The following is a 16,645-nucleotide window of genomic DNA, read 5'->3' on the forward strand; positions in this document are numbered from 1 at the left end:
GATGAATAAACAATTTTTAATTAGAAGTAGTTTACGGGACACTGCACTTGCTATATCAGCTTTGGCTTCAGGCGCATATCCGGGAAAATCATCAGCTTGGCATGCACATTGCAAAAAATTGGTAGGGCAATTTAAAGAAAAATTGACTAGCGAGGGATTTTCAGCAGCAGATATTGAGCAGTTATCTTATGCGCAGTGTGCTTTGTTGGACGAGATTTCTTTGAAATATTTGCAAGGCCATGAACGTGATGTGTGGGAGATGGAGCCATTACAAGTACATTTTTTCCAATCCTATCATGCTGGAGACGTTTTATGTGATCGGATAGAGGAACTTTGTAAAAGTGCCTCACCAAATCTTAAATTAGCTGAAGCTTATCTAAGTATTATGAATTTAGGATTCCATGGTCGTTATGTTTTAAACCCGGCAGAGGCAGATAAGTGGCGGAGTAATTTAAGAGAATTGGTTAATATTTCTTTAGATGGAGTAGAAACTGCAGATGGCCAATTTTTTTTCTCAGATCAAAAAGGAACACCTATTAAAGGGAAATTTCATATAAATCCTTTATGGGTTTTTGTTTGCTGTCTGTTATTGGCGGTTATTTCTTATTTTGCATTTGGAAATTATTTGGATGGTTTGGTACAACAAATCCAGATTAAAGCATAAATATTATGAAATCAGAACGGTTCAATTTTTTGATATTGTTGTTATTTTCTGAGTTAACCGCTCTCTATGCTGTTCTTACATACATGGAGGGCAGTTGGCCTAAAAAAATAGCAATATCTATATTATTTGTTTTGGTTGGTGTTGTTGTTTGGAGTTTTATTTGCAAAAGAGCAAAGAATTATGATTTGATTGGTCTTGACGAATGGGAGAAAATTCAAAAAGCATTAAGGAATGTTGAAAAAACAGATACATATGTACTATCTCTTAATGATGATCAGTCATTTTTCGGTTCCCCGGTTTTCAGCAAGAGTGGTGCAACGCATGTTCTGGTTCGAAATCCGGAGCATCTCCATAGCATTGCTTCAAATTTGTTAAATGTGCATTTCAAAACAACGTTGGCTTTAAGTATTGAATTATCTGTATTTCCTGCTTTACATCATGATGTTGCAATCCGTTTGAAAGATTGGTTAAGAAATATCCTATTTTTACAGAAAAGATTGGGCATAGTTGTTCCGGTTAATTTAATCATTCATACGCCCGCAAATATTATTGTTCCTAAACAAGGAAATGAGGCAGTTTGGTACACTTTTAAATTGAAAGAAAGATGTAATGAATCTGATATTCATAAGTTTGTAGAGGATTTTCAACAGGCATTAGCAACAATATTTTTAAAATATAAAAATAGTATAAATAACTGTAATTATGTTTTGCTTAGCCAAGCACTTACCTGTTTAGAAAGTCAACTTATGAAGCAATCTGACACCAGCTGGTCTTATATCAATATGAGAAGCATTAGTGTTGTGGCAGGTGGAGAAACCAATATTCACTCAATATGGAATAATTGTATCCATGAAATGACTGGAGGATTGCAATGGCCTTCAGCTTCTTCATCAAAATTAGTTGGATCTCCAAAAGAATTGTTAAGCAATGATGCTATTTATAAAAGAAATATGGTTGTTGATTTAGGTTTTAAAATCTTATCTATTATTTCTATTGCATTTATTTTAGCGTCTGCATTATCAGCATATAACAACAGTCAATTATTGGGTCGTTTAAAACAACATATAGTAACTTTTGAAACAGAGAGAAATAATAAAAAAGATATTGATAAACAGACGATTGAAGTATTGAAGCGGGATTTGCAGCTGTTGAAAAAATATCAACTTGAGGGTATTCCTTCGACATTAGGTGTAGGGCTGTACCGAGCAAATACATATATACCTTTATTGGAGCAATTGTTAGCAACAACGCAACCAATGCCACAACCAACAGAAAAACGTTTGGAAGTGCAGCCTAAAAAAGCAGTTGTATTAACACTTGATAGTTTGGCTTTATTTGAAACAGGGCAGTATGAACTTAAACATAATGCAAATAAAGCTTTGATTAGTGTTCTAAAAGTAATTGAAGATCACCCTGATACTCAAATTTTAATTGAAGGCCATACAGATAATGTAGGTAATTCCAAGGCAAATTTACAATTATCGGAAAAAAGAGCCCTCGCTGTACGGGATTGGTTGGTTATTTCATCGAATTTGCCTGTAACTCGTTTTGCTATTAAAGGATATGGTGATATTAAACCTGTAGCTGACAATGCTACTGAAGTAGGAAAAGCCAAAAATCGTAGGGTAGAAATTATTCTTATTCCAAATGAGATAATGACTTTGGAGTAAAGAAATGACGTTTATCTGCGAAATAGCACTCTTATCAAACGAATGTCATAGTTTTATGGATATGTTATAAAATTTGTAAAGAGTTTGGTCATCTTGGATACTGTTTACTTATCTTTTTGAAACTGTATTTGAGAAATTTAAACAATCCCTTTAAAGGAGCAAAATATGGCAATTCCTGCTTATATGTGGTTAAAAGATGATGGCGGTTCTGCTATCAAAGGTTCAGTAGATGTAAATGGTCGCGAAGATAGCGTTGAAATCGTTGAATTCCAACATAATGTGCGTATTCCTACTGATGCCAACACTGGTAAGCTGACTGGTACTCGTGTTCATGAGCCAATTGTTTTATTTAAAGAATACGATGCTTCATCTCCTTACTTATACAAAGCAGTAACTACCGGCCAAACTTTGAAAGAAGTAGAAATTAAATGGTATCAAATTGATGATGCCGGCCAAGAAAAAGAATACTTCAATACCAAGTTGGATAATGTAAAAGTAGTTGGCGTGGCTCCTGTGATGCACAACATCAAAGATCCCGCCCGCGAGCGTTACAATCATTTGGAGCGTGTTGAATTGCGCTACGAAAAAATTACTTGGACTTATAAAGACGGCAATATCATTCATTCTGACAGCTGGAATGAAAGCCGCGCTTAATAACCTTTCAAAGTGCTGCCTGAAAGGGCAGCACTTTTTCTTTTATAATAAATCCATTTTAAAGTAATTAGATGATACATTTTTTATTATTTTTTTAGTGATAGTAGTCATCTTAAATTATTTTTAATTGAGATATTACGTTGCAATCAAAGTTTCTATGAATATCATTAGGAATTATCTTTGTAAAAGCAAAATGATAAGACTTTGATTTGTTATCAGCATAAAAATTTGAAAACCATTTCGATCCATCCAGAAATCAGATTTATTACATCCAACGGTCTTCCTCACTAATCTCCGACTTTAGAGAATTTTCATGTCTACTCAAAATCAAGCTTTATTATTACGTCGTTTAAATAATCATTGCCAACAAGCAATGGAAGCTGCCGCCAGTTTATGCCAAACACGAGGTCATGCGGAAATAACAGTCGATCATTTGTTTATTAAATTATTGGAATTGGGAGACGGCGATGTAGCCGCGTTATTGCGTCGCTATGAGATTAATTCAAACGGCATATGGAATCCTCTGTTGGCTACAATGGATAAGTTGCCCCGAAATATGCGTGGAAATCCTTCTCTTTCGAAATTATTAGTTAATTTGTTATCAGATGCCTGGCTGCTTGCTTCAGATGAAGGGGTATCAGAAATACGTTCCGCCCACTTGTATATGGCGTTATTGAAATCCCCTTATCGTTTGATGTCGCAAGATGCTTGGCCTTTGTTGAGTTTAACTGAGACTCAAATTAACCGCCTTGAAGGATGGTTGGACGAAGTTTCTATTGAAGGTTGTCGGAATACATTTGTAGTTTCGAAAAATAATTCAGATAACCAGTCTGTTGTGGAAAATAAATCGACAGTAATGCCTGTGCCCGGAAATAATAATGATGCTTTGGTGCGCTTTACCATTAATTTGACTGAGAAAGCGAAAAAAGGGGAAATAGATCCTGTTTTTGGGCGGGAAACGGAGATTCGACAAATGATGGATATTTTGTCCCGCCGCCGTAAAAATAATCCCATTTTGGTAGGAGAACCGGGTGTTGGTAAAACAGCATTGGTTGAAGGGCTGGCATTAAAAATAGCTTCAAATGAAGTTCCCAAAATTCTAGAGAATACTCAAGTGTTGGTATTGGATTTAGGTTTGCTTCAGGCCGGAGCCGGCGTGAAAGGGGAATTTGAGCAGCGTTTACGTAATGTTATTGAAGCTGTTCAAAGTTCCGAGGAACCGATTTTATTGTTTATCGACGAAGCCCATACTTTAATCGGAGCAGGCAATAGTGCAGGGGGTGCTGATGCTGCCAATTTACTTAAACCGGCACTGGCTCGGGGAGAATTGCGTACTGTCGCAGCAACCACATGGAGCGAATATAAACAATATTTTGAAAAAGATGCCGCATTAGAGCGTCGTTTCCAAATGGTTAAAGTAGATGAACCTGAAGATGAGGCTGCTTTTACTATGTTGCGCGGTTTGAAACAACGCTATGCCGCTTACCATCGTGTGCATATTCAAGATGCGGCCGTTGTTGCTGCGGTACGCTTGTCGCGTAAATATATAACGGGTCGCCAATTGCCTGATAAAGCAGTAGATTTATTGGATACTGCCGCTGCACGTGTCCGCATGAGCTTGGATACGGTACCTCATATTTTCGGGTTGATTGATGCACAACTTTCATCTTTACAGAGGGAGCTCGAAGCCTTACAGGCAGATCAGCAGTTAGGCCGTCTGAATGATACAGCACAAGAGCAAATTGAAACCGTAGAGAAAGAGATTGCTCTGTTAACCGAAAGGAGAGAATCTTTACACCAGCGTTATTCGGCTGAAAAAACATTGGCTGATGATATTCAAAATCTGATAGAAACAGCTAAAAATGTAGAATTGTATCAGCAGGAACGAGAACAGGCCCAACATGATTTGGCTGATAAACAAAGCCGGCTGGACGAAATTGCTCAAGATAATCCATTAATTTTCACCAGTGTTAATGAAACCATTATTGCAGATATCATTTCAGACTGGACCGGAGTGCCGGCCGGTAGCGTACTGAAAGATGAATTAGATAATCTGCTAAAACTGGAAAGCTTGCTGGAAGAGCGAGTGGTGGGGCAAAACGAAGCAATACATGATATTGCCGAGAGTTTGCGTGCTGCGAAAGCAGGGTTGAAAACCAATGATGCTCCGTTGGGAGTGTTTTTGCTCACAGGGCCTTCCGGTGTGGGTAAAACGGAAACTGCGTTGGCTTTGGCCGATGCATTATTCGGTGGCGAAAAGTCTTTAGTTACCATCAATCTATCTGAATATCGCGAAGCACATACGGTTTCTCAGTTGAAAGGATCGCCTCCGGGGTATGTCGGCTATGGTCAAGGCGGAGTGTTAACAGAAGCTGTCCGTCAGAAGCCATACAGTGTGGTTTTGCTTGATGAGGTTGAAAAGGCTCATAAAGATATTTTGAATTTGTTCTATCAAGTTTTTGATAAAGGCATGATGAGGGACGGAGAAGGCAGAGAAATCGACTTCAAAAACACGGTGATTTTAATGACTTCAAACTTGGGAGCCGATGAGCTGGCTAAGTTATTGCAGCCGGAAGAGCCTGAAAAAACCGAAGGCCACAATAATAATCAAACCGATATCAGCAATATGGTCGATTGTCAGGTGGAAATTGTTGCAAATCAATCGGAAGCTGAACAACAAATAAACGAAGTGCAATCAGGGGAGAATGCCAAGCCTGAATATACACAAGCAGAATTAGAAGAGGCCATACGACCGATATTGCTGCATCATTTCCAAGCCGCTTTATTGGCGCGTATGCAAATAGTGCTGTACCGCCCGTTAGACAGAGTGGCTTTGGCAAAAATTGTCCGTCTTAAGCTGGATAAAGTCGCTACACGTTTACATGGCCAACATCAAACCCGTTTAAGTTACAGCGATGATTTAGTGGAATTATTGGCGGATTCATGTACTGTTGGCGATAGCGGGGCACGTAATATTGACCACTTGCTCAATCGTCAGGTGATGCCGGCTATTGCGCAAAGTTTTCTGCAATGGCAGCAGAGTGTAGGGCATGTACCTGCACAAGCACGGTTGGAAATTGGCGAAGGCGGTATAGACGTATTGTTCAACTAACTTAAGGAGGCCGTCTGAAAATATTTTCAGACGGCCTTCCTGAATAAAATCCTTAGAGTTTGGTATTATTGCAGCAAAAAAAAGGGGTGGCACGCGGCCACACCCAAACACACACACATCAAGAGGAAAGAGATAAAACAATGAAAATAACAAATAAATCAATTTTCAGGGTTTTTATCGGTTTGTTTTTTTACCCAGAAAAATAAAAATGTAGCAATAACCATCACAAACATGATAGTTATGAAAGATAAAATACCGATGGGCGATTTAAATAATTCGTTTAAAAGTTCCATCAACGTGTTCCCTTAATTTTGATTTTGAAATTATTTAAGTGCGATTATTGGACAAAATCAGATATGCAACTTTGATTCAAGTCAAGGTTAATAACTTTTCTGTATAATTTTGCAAATATGCAGATAAAAAACCGATTTACCATCACGCCTTAGTTCTTTGGCATGTTGTTCGGCCATGCCTTATCGTCTATATCTATACTGCAATCAGAGCCCACTTAAAGTCATTCATTTATATTCCATCCTTATTTTCTAGAGCGTATAAAGAAGCAGTAATACCTTGATCAAAAAACAGACTGCACTAATTGTTTTTTTATGTTAAAGTCTGATTTTAATAACTCGGCAGTTTAGGCTGCCATAAAGGGCTGTTTAAATTTAAAATCCGGTGAGTGCAAATACGGTGCAGTATTTGAAGCTGCCTGCCCGATTTTAAGCTTAAACAGCCTTCATTATGTTTACGGAAAGAGTTTCATGCAGTCTTGGCAGTTACCCGAACACATTGCCGACATCTTGCCTTCCACCGCGCGCCAGCTTGAGAGTGCGCGGGAAAAGCTGTTGGCTTTATTCCGTGTACACGGATATGAATTGGTGCATCCGCCGCTGATGGAATACAGCCATTCCCTGCTTACCCGCATCGACGCGGGTTTGTCGCTGAAGACCATCCGCGTCGTCGATCAACTCAGCGGCAGGCAGCTCGGTATCCGTGCCGACATCACGCCGCAGGTGGCGCGCATTGATGCCCATCTTTTGTCGGCCAACAACGGCATCAACCGCTTGTGTTATGCAGGTTCGGTGCTGCACGCCCGTCCGGACGGTTTTTTGAACACCCGCGAGCCTTTGCAGGTGGGGGCGGAGCTTTACGGCTTTGCAGACATAGCGGCAGATATCGAACTGATTGATTTGATGCTGAAAAGCGTAAGCATTGCCGAATTCGGCGATATTTTGTTGTCGTTGGGGCACATCGGCGTATTCCGTGCCTTGGCTGATGCGGCGGGTTTGAATGAAGCGCAGGCAGAGCAATTGTTGGCCTTGATGCAGGATAAAGATGCCGCGGCGGTTCGCAACCAAGTCGAAGCATGGCAGCTTGACGGCATGTGGGCGAAAGCGTTTGCTTTGCTGCCGACTTTGTACGGCGGTCGCGAAGTGCTGCAAGAGGCGCGTAGCCGTTTGCCCGATTTGTTTGCAGTCGGCAAAGCATTGGACGAACTGCAAGCGGTTTGCGATGCTTTCCCGCAAAGAAGCATTCATATCGATTTATCCGAATTACGCGTGGACAACTACCACACCGGCTTGCTGTATGCGGCTTACGGCAGCGACTGCCACGATGCGGTGGCGCGCGGCGGACGTTATGACGGCTTGGGCAAATATTTCGGCCGTGCCCGCCCCGCAACCGGCTTCAGCTTTGATTTGCGTATGTTTATCGGGCGTTTGCCGCACAGCGAACAAACCTCTTTTATTGCCGTGGCGCATCAAGATGTGGCGGCGGCGCAGGAAGCGATTGAACGGCTTCGTGCCGAAGGACATTGCGTTGTGATCGATTATGGTGTCGAACACAACGGCACGAAGCAGACGAAACGCCGTCTGAAAAAGCAGGGCGGCGATTGGCAGATTATGGAAACAGAAATTTAACAGGTTAGATATTATGGCTAAAAATGTAGTAGTAATCGGCGCACAGTGGGGCGACGAAGGCAAAGGCAAAATCGTAGATTGGCTGGCGGAAGAAACCGCCGGTGTGGTGCGCTTCCAAGGCGGCCACAATGCGGGTCATACGCTGGTTGTCGGCGGTAAGAAAACCATTCTGCGCTTGATTCCGAGCGGCATTTTGCACGAAAAATTGGAATGCTTTATCGGCTCCGGCGTTGTGGTCAGCCCCGAGGCCTTGTTGGGCGAGATTGACGAATTAAATGCAGCCGGTGTGAAAAACGTAGAAGGCCGTCTGAAAATCGCCCCTACCGCTACTTTGATTCTGCCTTACCACATCGCCCTCGACCAAGCCCGTGAAGCCTCTCGCGGCAGCGGTAAAATCGGCACGACCGGACGCGGCATCGGCCCGGCTTACGAAGACAAAGTCGCCCGCCGCGCCATCCGCATGGTTGACCTGTTCGACATTGAACAACTGAAAGCCAAATTGCAGTCAAATATCGAATACTACAATGTTCAGTTGCAACACCTGCATAAAGCCGAGCCGGTTAAATTTGAAGACGTGTTGGCTGTGGTTGAGAAATTTGCAGGCCGCATCAAGCCTATGATCAGCGATGTGTCGCGCACGCTTTACGAGAAAAACCAAAAAGGCGAAAAGCTGCTGTTTGAAGGCGCACAAGGTACTTTGCTGGACATCGACTACGGCACGTATCCTTTCGTAACTTCTTCCAACTGCTTGGCCGGAGCCGCTTCCGCAGGGGCCGGTGTGCCGCCGCAAATGTTGAATTATGTGTTGGGTATCGTGAAAGCCTACACTACGCGCGTAGGTTCCGGCCCGTTCCCCACCGAATTGTTTGACGACATCGGCGCAGGCTTGGCCAAGCGCGGACATGAATTCGGCTCGGTAACCGGTCGCGCCCGCCGTTGCGGTTGGTTTGATGCCGCCGCCTTGAAACGTTCCATTCAAGTGAACGGCATTTCGGGCATGTGCATCACCAAACTTGACGTGATGGACGGCATTGAAGAAATCAAAATCTGTACCGGCTACCAACTGCCCGACGGCAGCAAAACCGACATCCTGCCTTTCGGCGCAGATGCGGTGGAAGGCTGCACACCGATTTACGAAACCATGCCGGGTTGGACGGAATCCACTTTCGGCGTGAAAGAGTTCGACAAGCTGCCCGCCAATGCCAAAGCGTATTTAAAGCGCATTGAAGAAGTGTGCGGCGCGCCGGTAGCGATTGTTTCCACCGGCCCCGACCGTGAAGAAACTATTGTGTTGCAGCATCCGTTTGCTTAATAAGGCGAGCAATAGATAGGTCATAACGAGGCCGTCTGAAACCAAGTTTTCAGACGGCCTCGTTTATTTGTTTGCAGTTTGTTGTCTTTATATCGGTTATCGGAATTTCGCTATATCAGCAATTTTGCTTAGCCAAGCAATATAATCTGGCTGCATTTTGTGCGGCAGAAAGTAAATTTTCATAGCCGTTTGCCAAAGCATCGGCCAAGCTGCCGCTGTTGCGGAGAATCGGGAATACGGCATCGATTCCGTATCCGTATACCGCTTCGTAACCATCACCCAAACAACCGACCAAAGCGACAACGGGTTTGCCGTATACTTTGGCGGTTTTGGCCACGCCGATCGGGGTTTTGCCGCGAATGCTTTGGGCATCCATACGGCCTTCGCCGGTGATAACCAAATCGGCATCGCGCAAAATTTCGGCAAGTTTCACGGTTTCCGTAACGATTTGCACGCCTGACTTCAAAACCACATTGGGCAATACCAATAAACCGCCGCCCATGCCGCCCGCCGCCCCCGCACCGGCAAGGGTGAGGATGTCTGCGCCCGTGTCGCGTTTGACGATTTTGGCAAAGTGGCGCAAGGCGCGGTCTAAATCAGCCACCATTTGGGGCGTTGCGCCTTTTTGCGGGCCGAATACGGCCGAGGCTCCGAAACTGCCGCATAAAGGATTATCCACATCGCAGGCCACTTCGAGGGTGATGTTTTTCAGACGGCCTTCCGATTCGGCCAAATCAATGCGGGCAAGCCGATGCAGATTGCCGCCACCAAAGCCGATGGCGCGATTGTTTTCATCAAGCAACTTTACACCTAAAGCCTGAAGCATTCCGGCACCGCCGTCGTTGGTGGCGCTTCCGCCTATACCTAGAATAATCTTGCCGACTCCGTGTTTTAAGGCGGCCTGAATGAGCTCTCCTGTGCCGTAGCTGGTGGTTTTCAAGGGATTGCGTTGGGAAGGCGGCACCAAATGCAAACCGGACGCGGCGGCCATTTCGATGACGGCGGTTTGCCCGTCGCCGGAGATGCCGAATGCCGCTTTGATCGGATTCCCCAAAGGGGCGGTAACTTCCGTTTCCACCAAACGGCCTTGTGTGGCATCCACTAACGATTGCACCGTGCCTTCGCCGCCGTCTGCCATCGGCACTTTCACATATTCGGCATCCGGCAGCACTTTTCTAAAGCCTGCTTCGATGGCTTCGGCGGCTTGCAAGGCGGAAAGGCTTTCTTTGAAGGAGTCGGGGGCGATAACGATTTTCATAAGGCCGTCTGAAAAAATTAAAATTTAAATACGCCGAACATCAGCGTTGAAACAACGGTCATCAACAAACCGACCAAACTTTCATACGGAATCAGCAGCAACCGCTCTTTCATATTCATATACACGCTGCCTCCCGTGGCATGGAAAAACGAACCGTGCGGCATATGGTCGAGCACGGTTGCTCCGGCATGAATCATAGCGGCACCGGCGATACTGCTTACGCCTAATTCGATTAATGTGCCGCCGAACACACCAGAAGCCACTGCCGTGCCTGCAGTGGTCGAGGCGGTTGCCAACGACATCAAAATGCCGGAAACAGGGGCAAGCAGGTAGGAAGGCAGGCCGGAGGCGGTTAGGCTGTCAATCAGTAGATTTTTCAAACCTGAATGGGTAATGATTCCCGCCAATGCACCGGTGCCGAGCAGCATCACCGCCACCGGAGCCATTTTGCCCAAACCGCTGGCGGCATAGCGGTTGCTGTGTTTGATTTGACCCATTAATAATACGCCGACCAAACCGCCGACGGGCAGAGCAATCAGCGGGTCGATGGAGATACCGGCCAGCGGGCGCAGAGCGAGCAGGAAAATGGCTGTGAGCGGGGCGGAAACGGCTGAGGCGAAAGATGGCCGGTTATCGGCATTTTCCGTGTCGGTCGTGTCGTCTTGAACGTGGCTTCCCTTATTTTTCAAATGCTTGGCTAAGAAATAGGTAAGTGCCAACCCGAAAGCGGCGGGAACCATGCCGGCCGTCATCACGGAAGTAAGCGGAATATTGAAAGCATCGGCGGCGGCAATCGCATTCGGGTTCGGCGAAATAATGTTACCCGCTTTGCCGCCGCCAATCATTGCCAACAGCACCGCCGGTTTGGAAAGGGCGACGCGTTTGGCCAATGCCAGCGCCACCGGAGCGGTAGTGATGACCGCCACATCGACAAAAACGCCGATGGCGGTAAGCATCATCGCGGCCAAAGCCAACGCCAGTAGCGCACGGGATTCGCCGAGTTTTTTCACGATGGTTTCGGCAATAACGGTTGCCGCGCCCGACTCAATCAGCACGCCGGCCAATACGCCCGCCGCGAGAATCCGCATCACCGCCGTGGTAATGCCTTGTGCGCCCTGTATCATCAGCCCGACGGTTTCGCCCAAACTTGCACCGCCGGCCAAGCCCCCGACAAGCGCGCCAATCATCATGCCGTAAGCCGGAGAAACTTTTTTCAATATCAGAAAGATGGCGAGAAGCAGTGCGACAATGGCACCGAATGCGGAAATGGAAATATCGGTCATGATGATGGATAAATCGGTTGGTCGGTCAAAATATTAACGGCCTCCAATAAAAGAGGCCGTCTGAAAATTAACGTCTGATAAGGTAGAAATCTTGGTCGCGGCTGCCGTCGCAACGGTGCATGCGTACTTGGTTGCCGTATTTGCCCGCATCCAAGCATTTTCCGTTCATGCGGCTGCGGATGGTGTAACCGTCGCGATACCATTGCTGGTTGATGCCGCCATGGCATTTATAAGCGATAACTTCCGCTCCGTCGCCGTCTTTTTCGTTAGCCACATCCAAACATAGGCCTTCCACGCGGATGCTGCGACCCAACATGGTAAACCGTTGGTTGTTTTCGCCGTGGCAGCTGTAACTGATGAGACCTTTGTAAGAGCCGCGGCCACGGTCGAGACATTTGCCGCTATCGGTTTCGATGAGCACCGTTCTGCCTTGCGGAAATCGGGACGAACGGTCGTCGTTTTTGCGGCCATCGGGTCGATGCTCGGGGTAACGGTCATCTATATCGGCGCGGGGATGACCGTCTGGCCCCACATAAAGACAACCTCCGAGTAATAGTGCTGGAATCAATAAAATACTTTGCAATTTCATGATTGCTCCTTTCTGATAAAACTGGCTTTCAGACGGCAACCGATTGGGTGGCCGTCTGAAAACCGTTAATAATGGTAATAGCGACGCTGGCGCGGGTAAACCGTCGATACGGGTTGGACTTCATTATAAATCACCGTCGTGCCGGGCGGGGCGTTGATGGTAACGTTTTTGTTGACGGTGGTTTCGCTTTGTACCGGTAAATCCAATACGGCAATACGTCCGTCGGGGGTTTCCGCGTAAATGCAGCCGCCAAGCAACAGCAAGCTGATGATGGATAAAGCTGTTTTCATGTTTTTAACATTTCCCAAATCGGCGTAAGCCACCTGAATATTAGGGGTTGTGTCGTATTTCCCAACATCGGTGGATTTTTTTGTTGCGGAAATCATCGGGAACCGATTGTTTGGAAACATCTTTTACCGAATATTTTTCCAACACGCTTGCGCACAATTCAAAGCTGCGCAGATTATTGGAGAAAAACAAAAGGCCGTCTGAAGCCAGCAGCCCCATTGCTCCGTCGATCAAATGCGTATGGTCGCTCTGGATGTCGAGAATGTCGAGCATTTTTTTGCTGTTAGAAAAACTCGGCGGATCCATCACTATCAAATCAAACCGTTTACCTTGTTCGGAGGCCGTCTGAAGATATTGGAATACGTCGGCTCTTATGATTTGATGCCGGTTTATATCTATTTGGTTCAATTCAAAATTACGTTTGGCCCAGTCCAGATAAGTATTGGACAAATCAACCGTCTCACTGCTTACCGCGCCGCCCGTTGCCGCATAAACGGTAAAGCTGCCGGTGTAGGAAAAAAGATTCAGAAAACGCTTGTCCGAAGCCATTTCGCCGACTTTCTTACGAGTATTGCGGTGATCGAGAAACAGGCCGGTATCGAGGTATTTATCCAAGTTTACCCAAAATTTGCGCCCGTTTTCCGTGATGATGAAATCTTCGCTTTGTTTGCCGGTTTTTTCATACTGCTGCGCCCCCTTTTGGCGTTCGCGGCGTTTGAAATGAATTTGCTCGGGGGCGAATCCGGTAACGAACGAAATCGCTTCCAGCACGTCGGCCAGCCACGCTTTGTATTCTTCCGGCTGCATCAGCCAGCCGGTATCGTATTCCTGTAAGTGAACCTGATCGCCGTAAACATCTATGGCGAAAGGAAATTGGGGAATATCGCGGTCATACATGCGCCATGCTTCGATGTGGTTACGGCGCGCCCATTTCAGATAGTGCTTGATGTTTTTGCCCAAACGGTTGGCAAAGGGAGAGATGTCGGTCATGCTTTGCTTTCAGACGGCCTCGGCGGGCTATCGGTTGAGTTGCCAAAAATCTTTCAGGGGCAGATGCTTGGTTCTGTCCAGCGTCATAACGACGGTGTTGTCGGGAGCAATCAGCATGGCGCATTCCTCATCGTTTTGAAAAGGGAAGGCGATACTGAAATTGGCACCATTTTCCACCTGAATTCCATACCGGTGTTTACCGTTTTCGTATTGGATTGTATTTTGGCTGTACCGGTAGGTTTTTTTCGTATTTTTTTGAAGGTCAGACAGAGTAAACTGTTTTTCTTCAAACACGATTTCCATCGGAACATTATTCGTATCCATAGCCTTCCAAGTGCCGCGGTAGGTTTCAGACCTGCCGCACCCGTTTAATAACAGCATGATTGTGCTGGCAAGTAAAAGGGAAAAAATATATTTGAAACGATTCATATCGGGATATTCCTTCGGAAACAACACATTTCAGGTTTCCGAGATTGCAAATCGGCCATTTTACCGTACTTAACTCTTTCATGCTTGACCATTTTGCGGTAAATCTTTATTATTCGCTTCTTGTCTTTTTTGAAGCCATCGTCTTCAGCCAACTTCCATCCAAGCTGATCCAAACAGCTTTCCGATTGCTTATTTTACTGAATATTAAGCATATTTTGCAGGTTGTTGTCGATGTTAACCACAAGCCCGAGAGCTTGCGACGACCTTGCGTAATTCTTTGCTACAAATACGTTTTCTGTTGCTTCAAGGCTGCCTGAAAATCATTCGGGCAGAAGGTTTTGTTGTCCGTTTTGGAAAACCATGTCTGTAAAATTTACCGATTTAAACCTCGATAAAAACATCTTATCCGCTTTGAACAGCGCAGGTTACGAATCCCCCACACCCATTCAAGTACAAGCCGTGCCGCATGCTTTGGCACAACGCGACATCATGGCTTCGGCACAAACCGGTTCGGGTAAAACCGCCGCTTTTTTGCTGCCCACTCTGCAACGCCTGATCAAACGCAGTGAAAAACCGGGTAAAGGCCCGCGCGCGTTAGTATTGACACCCACCCGCGAACTTGCCGCGCAAGTGGAAAAAAACGCCCAAATTTATGCCCAGAATATGAAATGGTTCCGCACTGTGAGCATTGTCGGCGGTGCGTCTTTCAGTTATCAAATCCGCGCCTTGGGCAAGCCGGTTGACTTGATTGTGGCCACGCCGGGCCGTTTGATGGATCTGATGGACAGCGGCAAAGTGGATTTCGACCGCTTGGAAGTGCTGGTGCTCGACGAAGCCGACCGTATGCTTGATATGGGCTTTATCGACGACATCGAAACCATCGTGGCCGCCACCCCGGAAGACCGCCAAACCCTGCTGTTTTCCGCCACTTGGGACGGCGCAGTCGGCAAATTGGCACGCAAATTGACTAAAAACCCCGAAGTGATTGAAATCGAGCGGGTGGACGATCAGGGCAAAATTGAAGAGCAGCTTTTGTATTGCGACGATATGCGCCACAAAAACCGCTTGTTGGACCATATTTTGCGTGATGCCAATATCGACCAATGCGTGATTTTCACTTCGACCAAAGTGATGAGCGAACAACTGGCCGACGATCTGTATGAAAAAGGTTTTGCCGCCAACTGTCTGCACGGTGATATGCCGCAAGGTTGGCGTAACCGCACGCTGATGGATTTGCGTAAAGGTCGCTGTAAAATTCTGGTGGCCACCGATGTGGCCGCCCGCGGTATTGATGTGCCGACTATTACGCACGTTATCAATTATGATTTGCCGAAACAGGCCGAAGATTACGTTCACCGTATCGGCCGTACCGGTCGTGCGGGCCGAACCGGTTTGGCGGTTACGTTTGCGGAAGTGAACGAATACGTTAAAGTGCACAAAATCGAGAAATACATCGGCCGCAAACTGCCCGAAATGACTGTCGAAGGCATGGAACCGACGCGCAAACGCAGCAAAGCCGGCACAGGCAAGCCCAAAGGCAAAGGCGGCTGGGGTGCGAAAGGCGACCGTAAGTTCGGCGACAAGAAATTCGGAGATAAAAAGTTCGGCGGCGGCAAACCCAAAGGCGAAGGTTTTAAAGGAAAGAAAAAACCGGCAGGTAAGGGCGGTTTCGGTAAAACGGAGCGTGCGCCGAAACGGAGCTGATTTCAAATAGGCAAAAGGCCGTCTGAAAACACTGTTCAACCAGTTTTTCAGACGGCCTTTTCGTATATAGGCGTTATTCTTTCAGCAGGCGGCGTTCGTAAACGGCTTGCGCCAATGTGCCCGCATCTACGTATTCCAATTCTCCGCCCAGCGGAATACCGCGCGCTAGACGGCTCACTTTGTAGGGCAGGTTTTTAAACAGCTCCGCCAGCACATAGGCGGTGGCATCGCCTTCTGCGGTGAAGTTGGTGGCGATGATGATTTCTTCCACGTCGCTGTTTTGCAGGCATGCCACCAGTTTTTCCAAGGCGATATGGTTTAAATCCATGCCTTGAACGGGGTTGACCTGCCCCATGAGCACAAAATACAAACCGTCGTGGCAGTTGGCGGCTTCCATGCCGGCTACGTCGGCGGGCATGTGCACAATCATCAGACGACGGGAATCCCGTTCGCCGTCGGCGCAAATATCGCAAAGCTCTGTTTCGCAAAACGTGTTGCAGCGGGTGCAATGTTGTACGTGTTTGAGGGCGTTTTGCAGGGCGGCGGACAATTCCTGCGCGCCGTCGCGGTTGTGCTGCAAAAGCTGGTAAGCCATGCGTTGGGCGGATTTGGGGCCGACGTTGGGCAGGATTTTCAAGGCATTGATCAAACGGTTGAAAGCATCGGGCTTCTTAGACATGTTTCAGACGGCCTGATTAAGATAAAGCGGCATTATAGCCGAAGAATATAACAGGCCGTCTGAAAACCGTGGATCCGGCCAAATGTTTTCAGAC

At 46.4% G+C, this 16,645-nt stretch carries 15 protein-coding genes; 7 read left to right on the forward strand and 8 right to left on the reverse strand.

What is annotated here, in order from left to right; all coding sequences use genetic code 11:
• Position 1: 1 nt before the first annotated feature.
• The 4 genes from Q0X97_RS01475 to tssH all read left to right on the forward strand — a co-directional run bounded on the left by Q0X97_RS01475 (position 2) and on the right by tssH (position 6,100).
• Positions 2–664: a DotU family type IV/VI secretion system protein gene (locus Q0X97_RS01475; protein WP_302065487.1), complete on the forward strand. Its 663-nt coding sequence runs from the start codon at positions 2–4 to the stop codon at positions 662–664.
• Between the two features lie 5 nt (positions 665–669).
• Positions 670–2,334, forward strand: coding sequence for an OmpA family protein (locus Q0X97_RS01480; RefSeq protein WP_302065488.1), 1,665 nt, complete (start codon positions 670–672; stop codon positions 2,332–2,334).
• Between the two features lie 165 nt (positions 2,335–2,499).
• Positions 2,500–2,988 (forward strand): Hcp family type VI secretion system effector, encoded by a 489-nt coding sequence (locus Q0X97_RS01485; protein WP_302065489.1) that lies wholly within the window; start codon positions 2,500–2,502, stop codon positions 2,986–2,988.
• A gap of 313 nt (positions 2,989–3,301) precedes the next feature.
• Complete coding sequence (gene tssH / locus Q0X97_RS01490; RefSeq protein WP_302065490.1) at positions 3,302–6,100, forward strand: type VI secretion system ATPase TssH; 2,799 nt, start codon at positions 3,302–3,304, stop codon at positions 6,098–6,100.
• 158 nt (positions 6,101–6,258) lie between these two features.
• On the opposite strand, the gene Q0X97_RS01495 is transcribed toward tssH, so the two are convergent.
• Positions 6,259–6,393 (reverse strand): DUF3149 domain-containing protein, encoded by a 135-nt coding sequence (locus tag Q0X97_RS01495; RefSeq protein ID WP_085389731.1) that lies wholly within the window; start codon positions 6,391–6,393, stop codon positions 6,259–6,261.
• Positions 6,394–6,861: 468 nt separating this feature from the next.
• On the opposite strand from Q0X97_RS01495, the gene Q0X97_RS01500 reads away from it, so the two are divergent.
• Positions 6,862–8,019, forward strand: a complete 1,158-nt coding sequence (locus Q0X97_RS01500) for an ATP phosphoribosyltransferase regulatory subunit (RefSeq protein ID WP_302065491.1) — start codon at positions 6,862–6,864, stop codon at positions 8,017–8,019.
• Positions 8,020–8,032: 13 nt separating this feature from the next.
• The gene (locus tag Q0X97_RS01505) at positions 8,033–9,331 is read left to right on the forward strand and encodes an adenylosuccinate synthase (RefSeq protein ID WP_244741697.1); all 1,299 of its coding nucleotides are present in this window, start codon (positions 8,033–8,035) and stop codon (positions 9,329–9,331) included.
• A 115-nt stretch (positions 9,332–9,446) separates the two neighbouring features.
• Here Q0X97_RS01505 and Q0X97_RS01510 read toward each other — a convergent pair whose 3' ends face one another.
• The 6 genes from Q0X97_RS01510 to Q0X97_RS01535 form a co-directional block, all read right to left on the reverse strand.
• Complete coding sequence (locus tag Q0X97_RS01510) at positions 9,447–10,589, reverse strand: glycerate kinase (protein WP_302065492.1); 1,143 nt, start codon at positions 10,587–10,589, stop codon at positions 9,447–9,449.
• 17 nt (positions 10,590–10,606) lie between these two features.
• Positions 10,607–11,872 (reverse strand): GntP family permease, encoded by a 1,266-nt coding sequence (locus Q0X97_RS01515; RefSeq protein WP_302065493.1) that lies wholly within the window; start codon positions 11,870–11,872, stop codon positions 10,607–10,609.
• Positions 11,873–11,939: 67 nt separating this feature from the next.
• Complete coding sequence (locus Q0X97_RS01520; protein WP_302065494.1) at positions 11,940–12,461, reverse strand: ricin-type beta-trefoil lectin domain protein; 522 nt, start codon at positions 12,459–12,461, stop codon at positions 11,940–11,942.
• A 65-nt stretch (positions 12,462–12,526) separates the two neighbouring features.
• Entirely contained in the window at positions 12,527–12,751 is a 225-nt protein-coding gene (locus Q0X97_RS01525; protein ID WP_302065495.1) for a methionine-binding protein, read from the reverse strand.
• A 40-nt stretch (positions 12,752–12,791) separates the two neighbouring features.
• Entirely contained in the window at positions 12,792–13,739 is a 948-nt protein-coding gene (locus Q0X97_RS01530) for a class I SAM-dependent methyltransferase (protein WP_302065496.1), read from the reverse strand.
• Between the two features lie 27 nt (positions 13,740–13,766).
• Positions 13,767–14,168: a glycosyl transferase gene (locus Q0X97_RS01535; protein ID WP_302065497.1), complete on the reverse strand. Its 402-nt coding sequence runs from the start codon at positions 14,166–14,168 to the stop codon at positions 13,767–13,769.
• Between the two features lie 360 nt (positions 14,169–14,528).
• Between Q0X97_RS01535 and Q0X97_RS01540 the strand changes: the two genes are divergently transcribed.
• Positions 14,529–15,872 (forward strand): DEAD/DEAH box helicase, encoded by a 1,344-nt coding sequence (locus Q0X97_RS01540; RefSeq protein ID WP_302065498.1) that lies wholly within the window; start codon positions 14,529–14,531, stop codon positions 15,870–15,872.
• 73 nt (positions 15,873–15,945) lie between these two features.
• Here the strand turns inward: Q0X97_RS01540 and recR are convergent, their stop codons facing one another.
• Complete coding sequence (gene recR, locus Q0X97_RS01545; protein WP_302065499.1) at positions 15,946–16,551, reverse strand: recombination mediator RecR; 606 nt, start codon at positions 16,549–16,551, stop codon at positions 15,946–15,948.
• Positions 16,552–16,645 lie beyond the last annotated feature (94 nt).

This window comes from Neisseria sp. MVDL19-042950, from assembly GCF_030504625.1.
Taxonomy (GTDB): domain Bacteria; phylum Pseudomonadota; class Gammaproteobacteria; order Burkholderiales; family Neisseriaceae; genus Neisseria.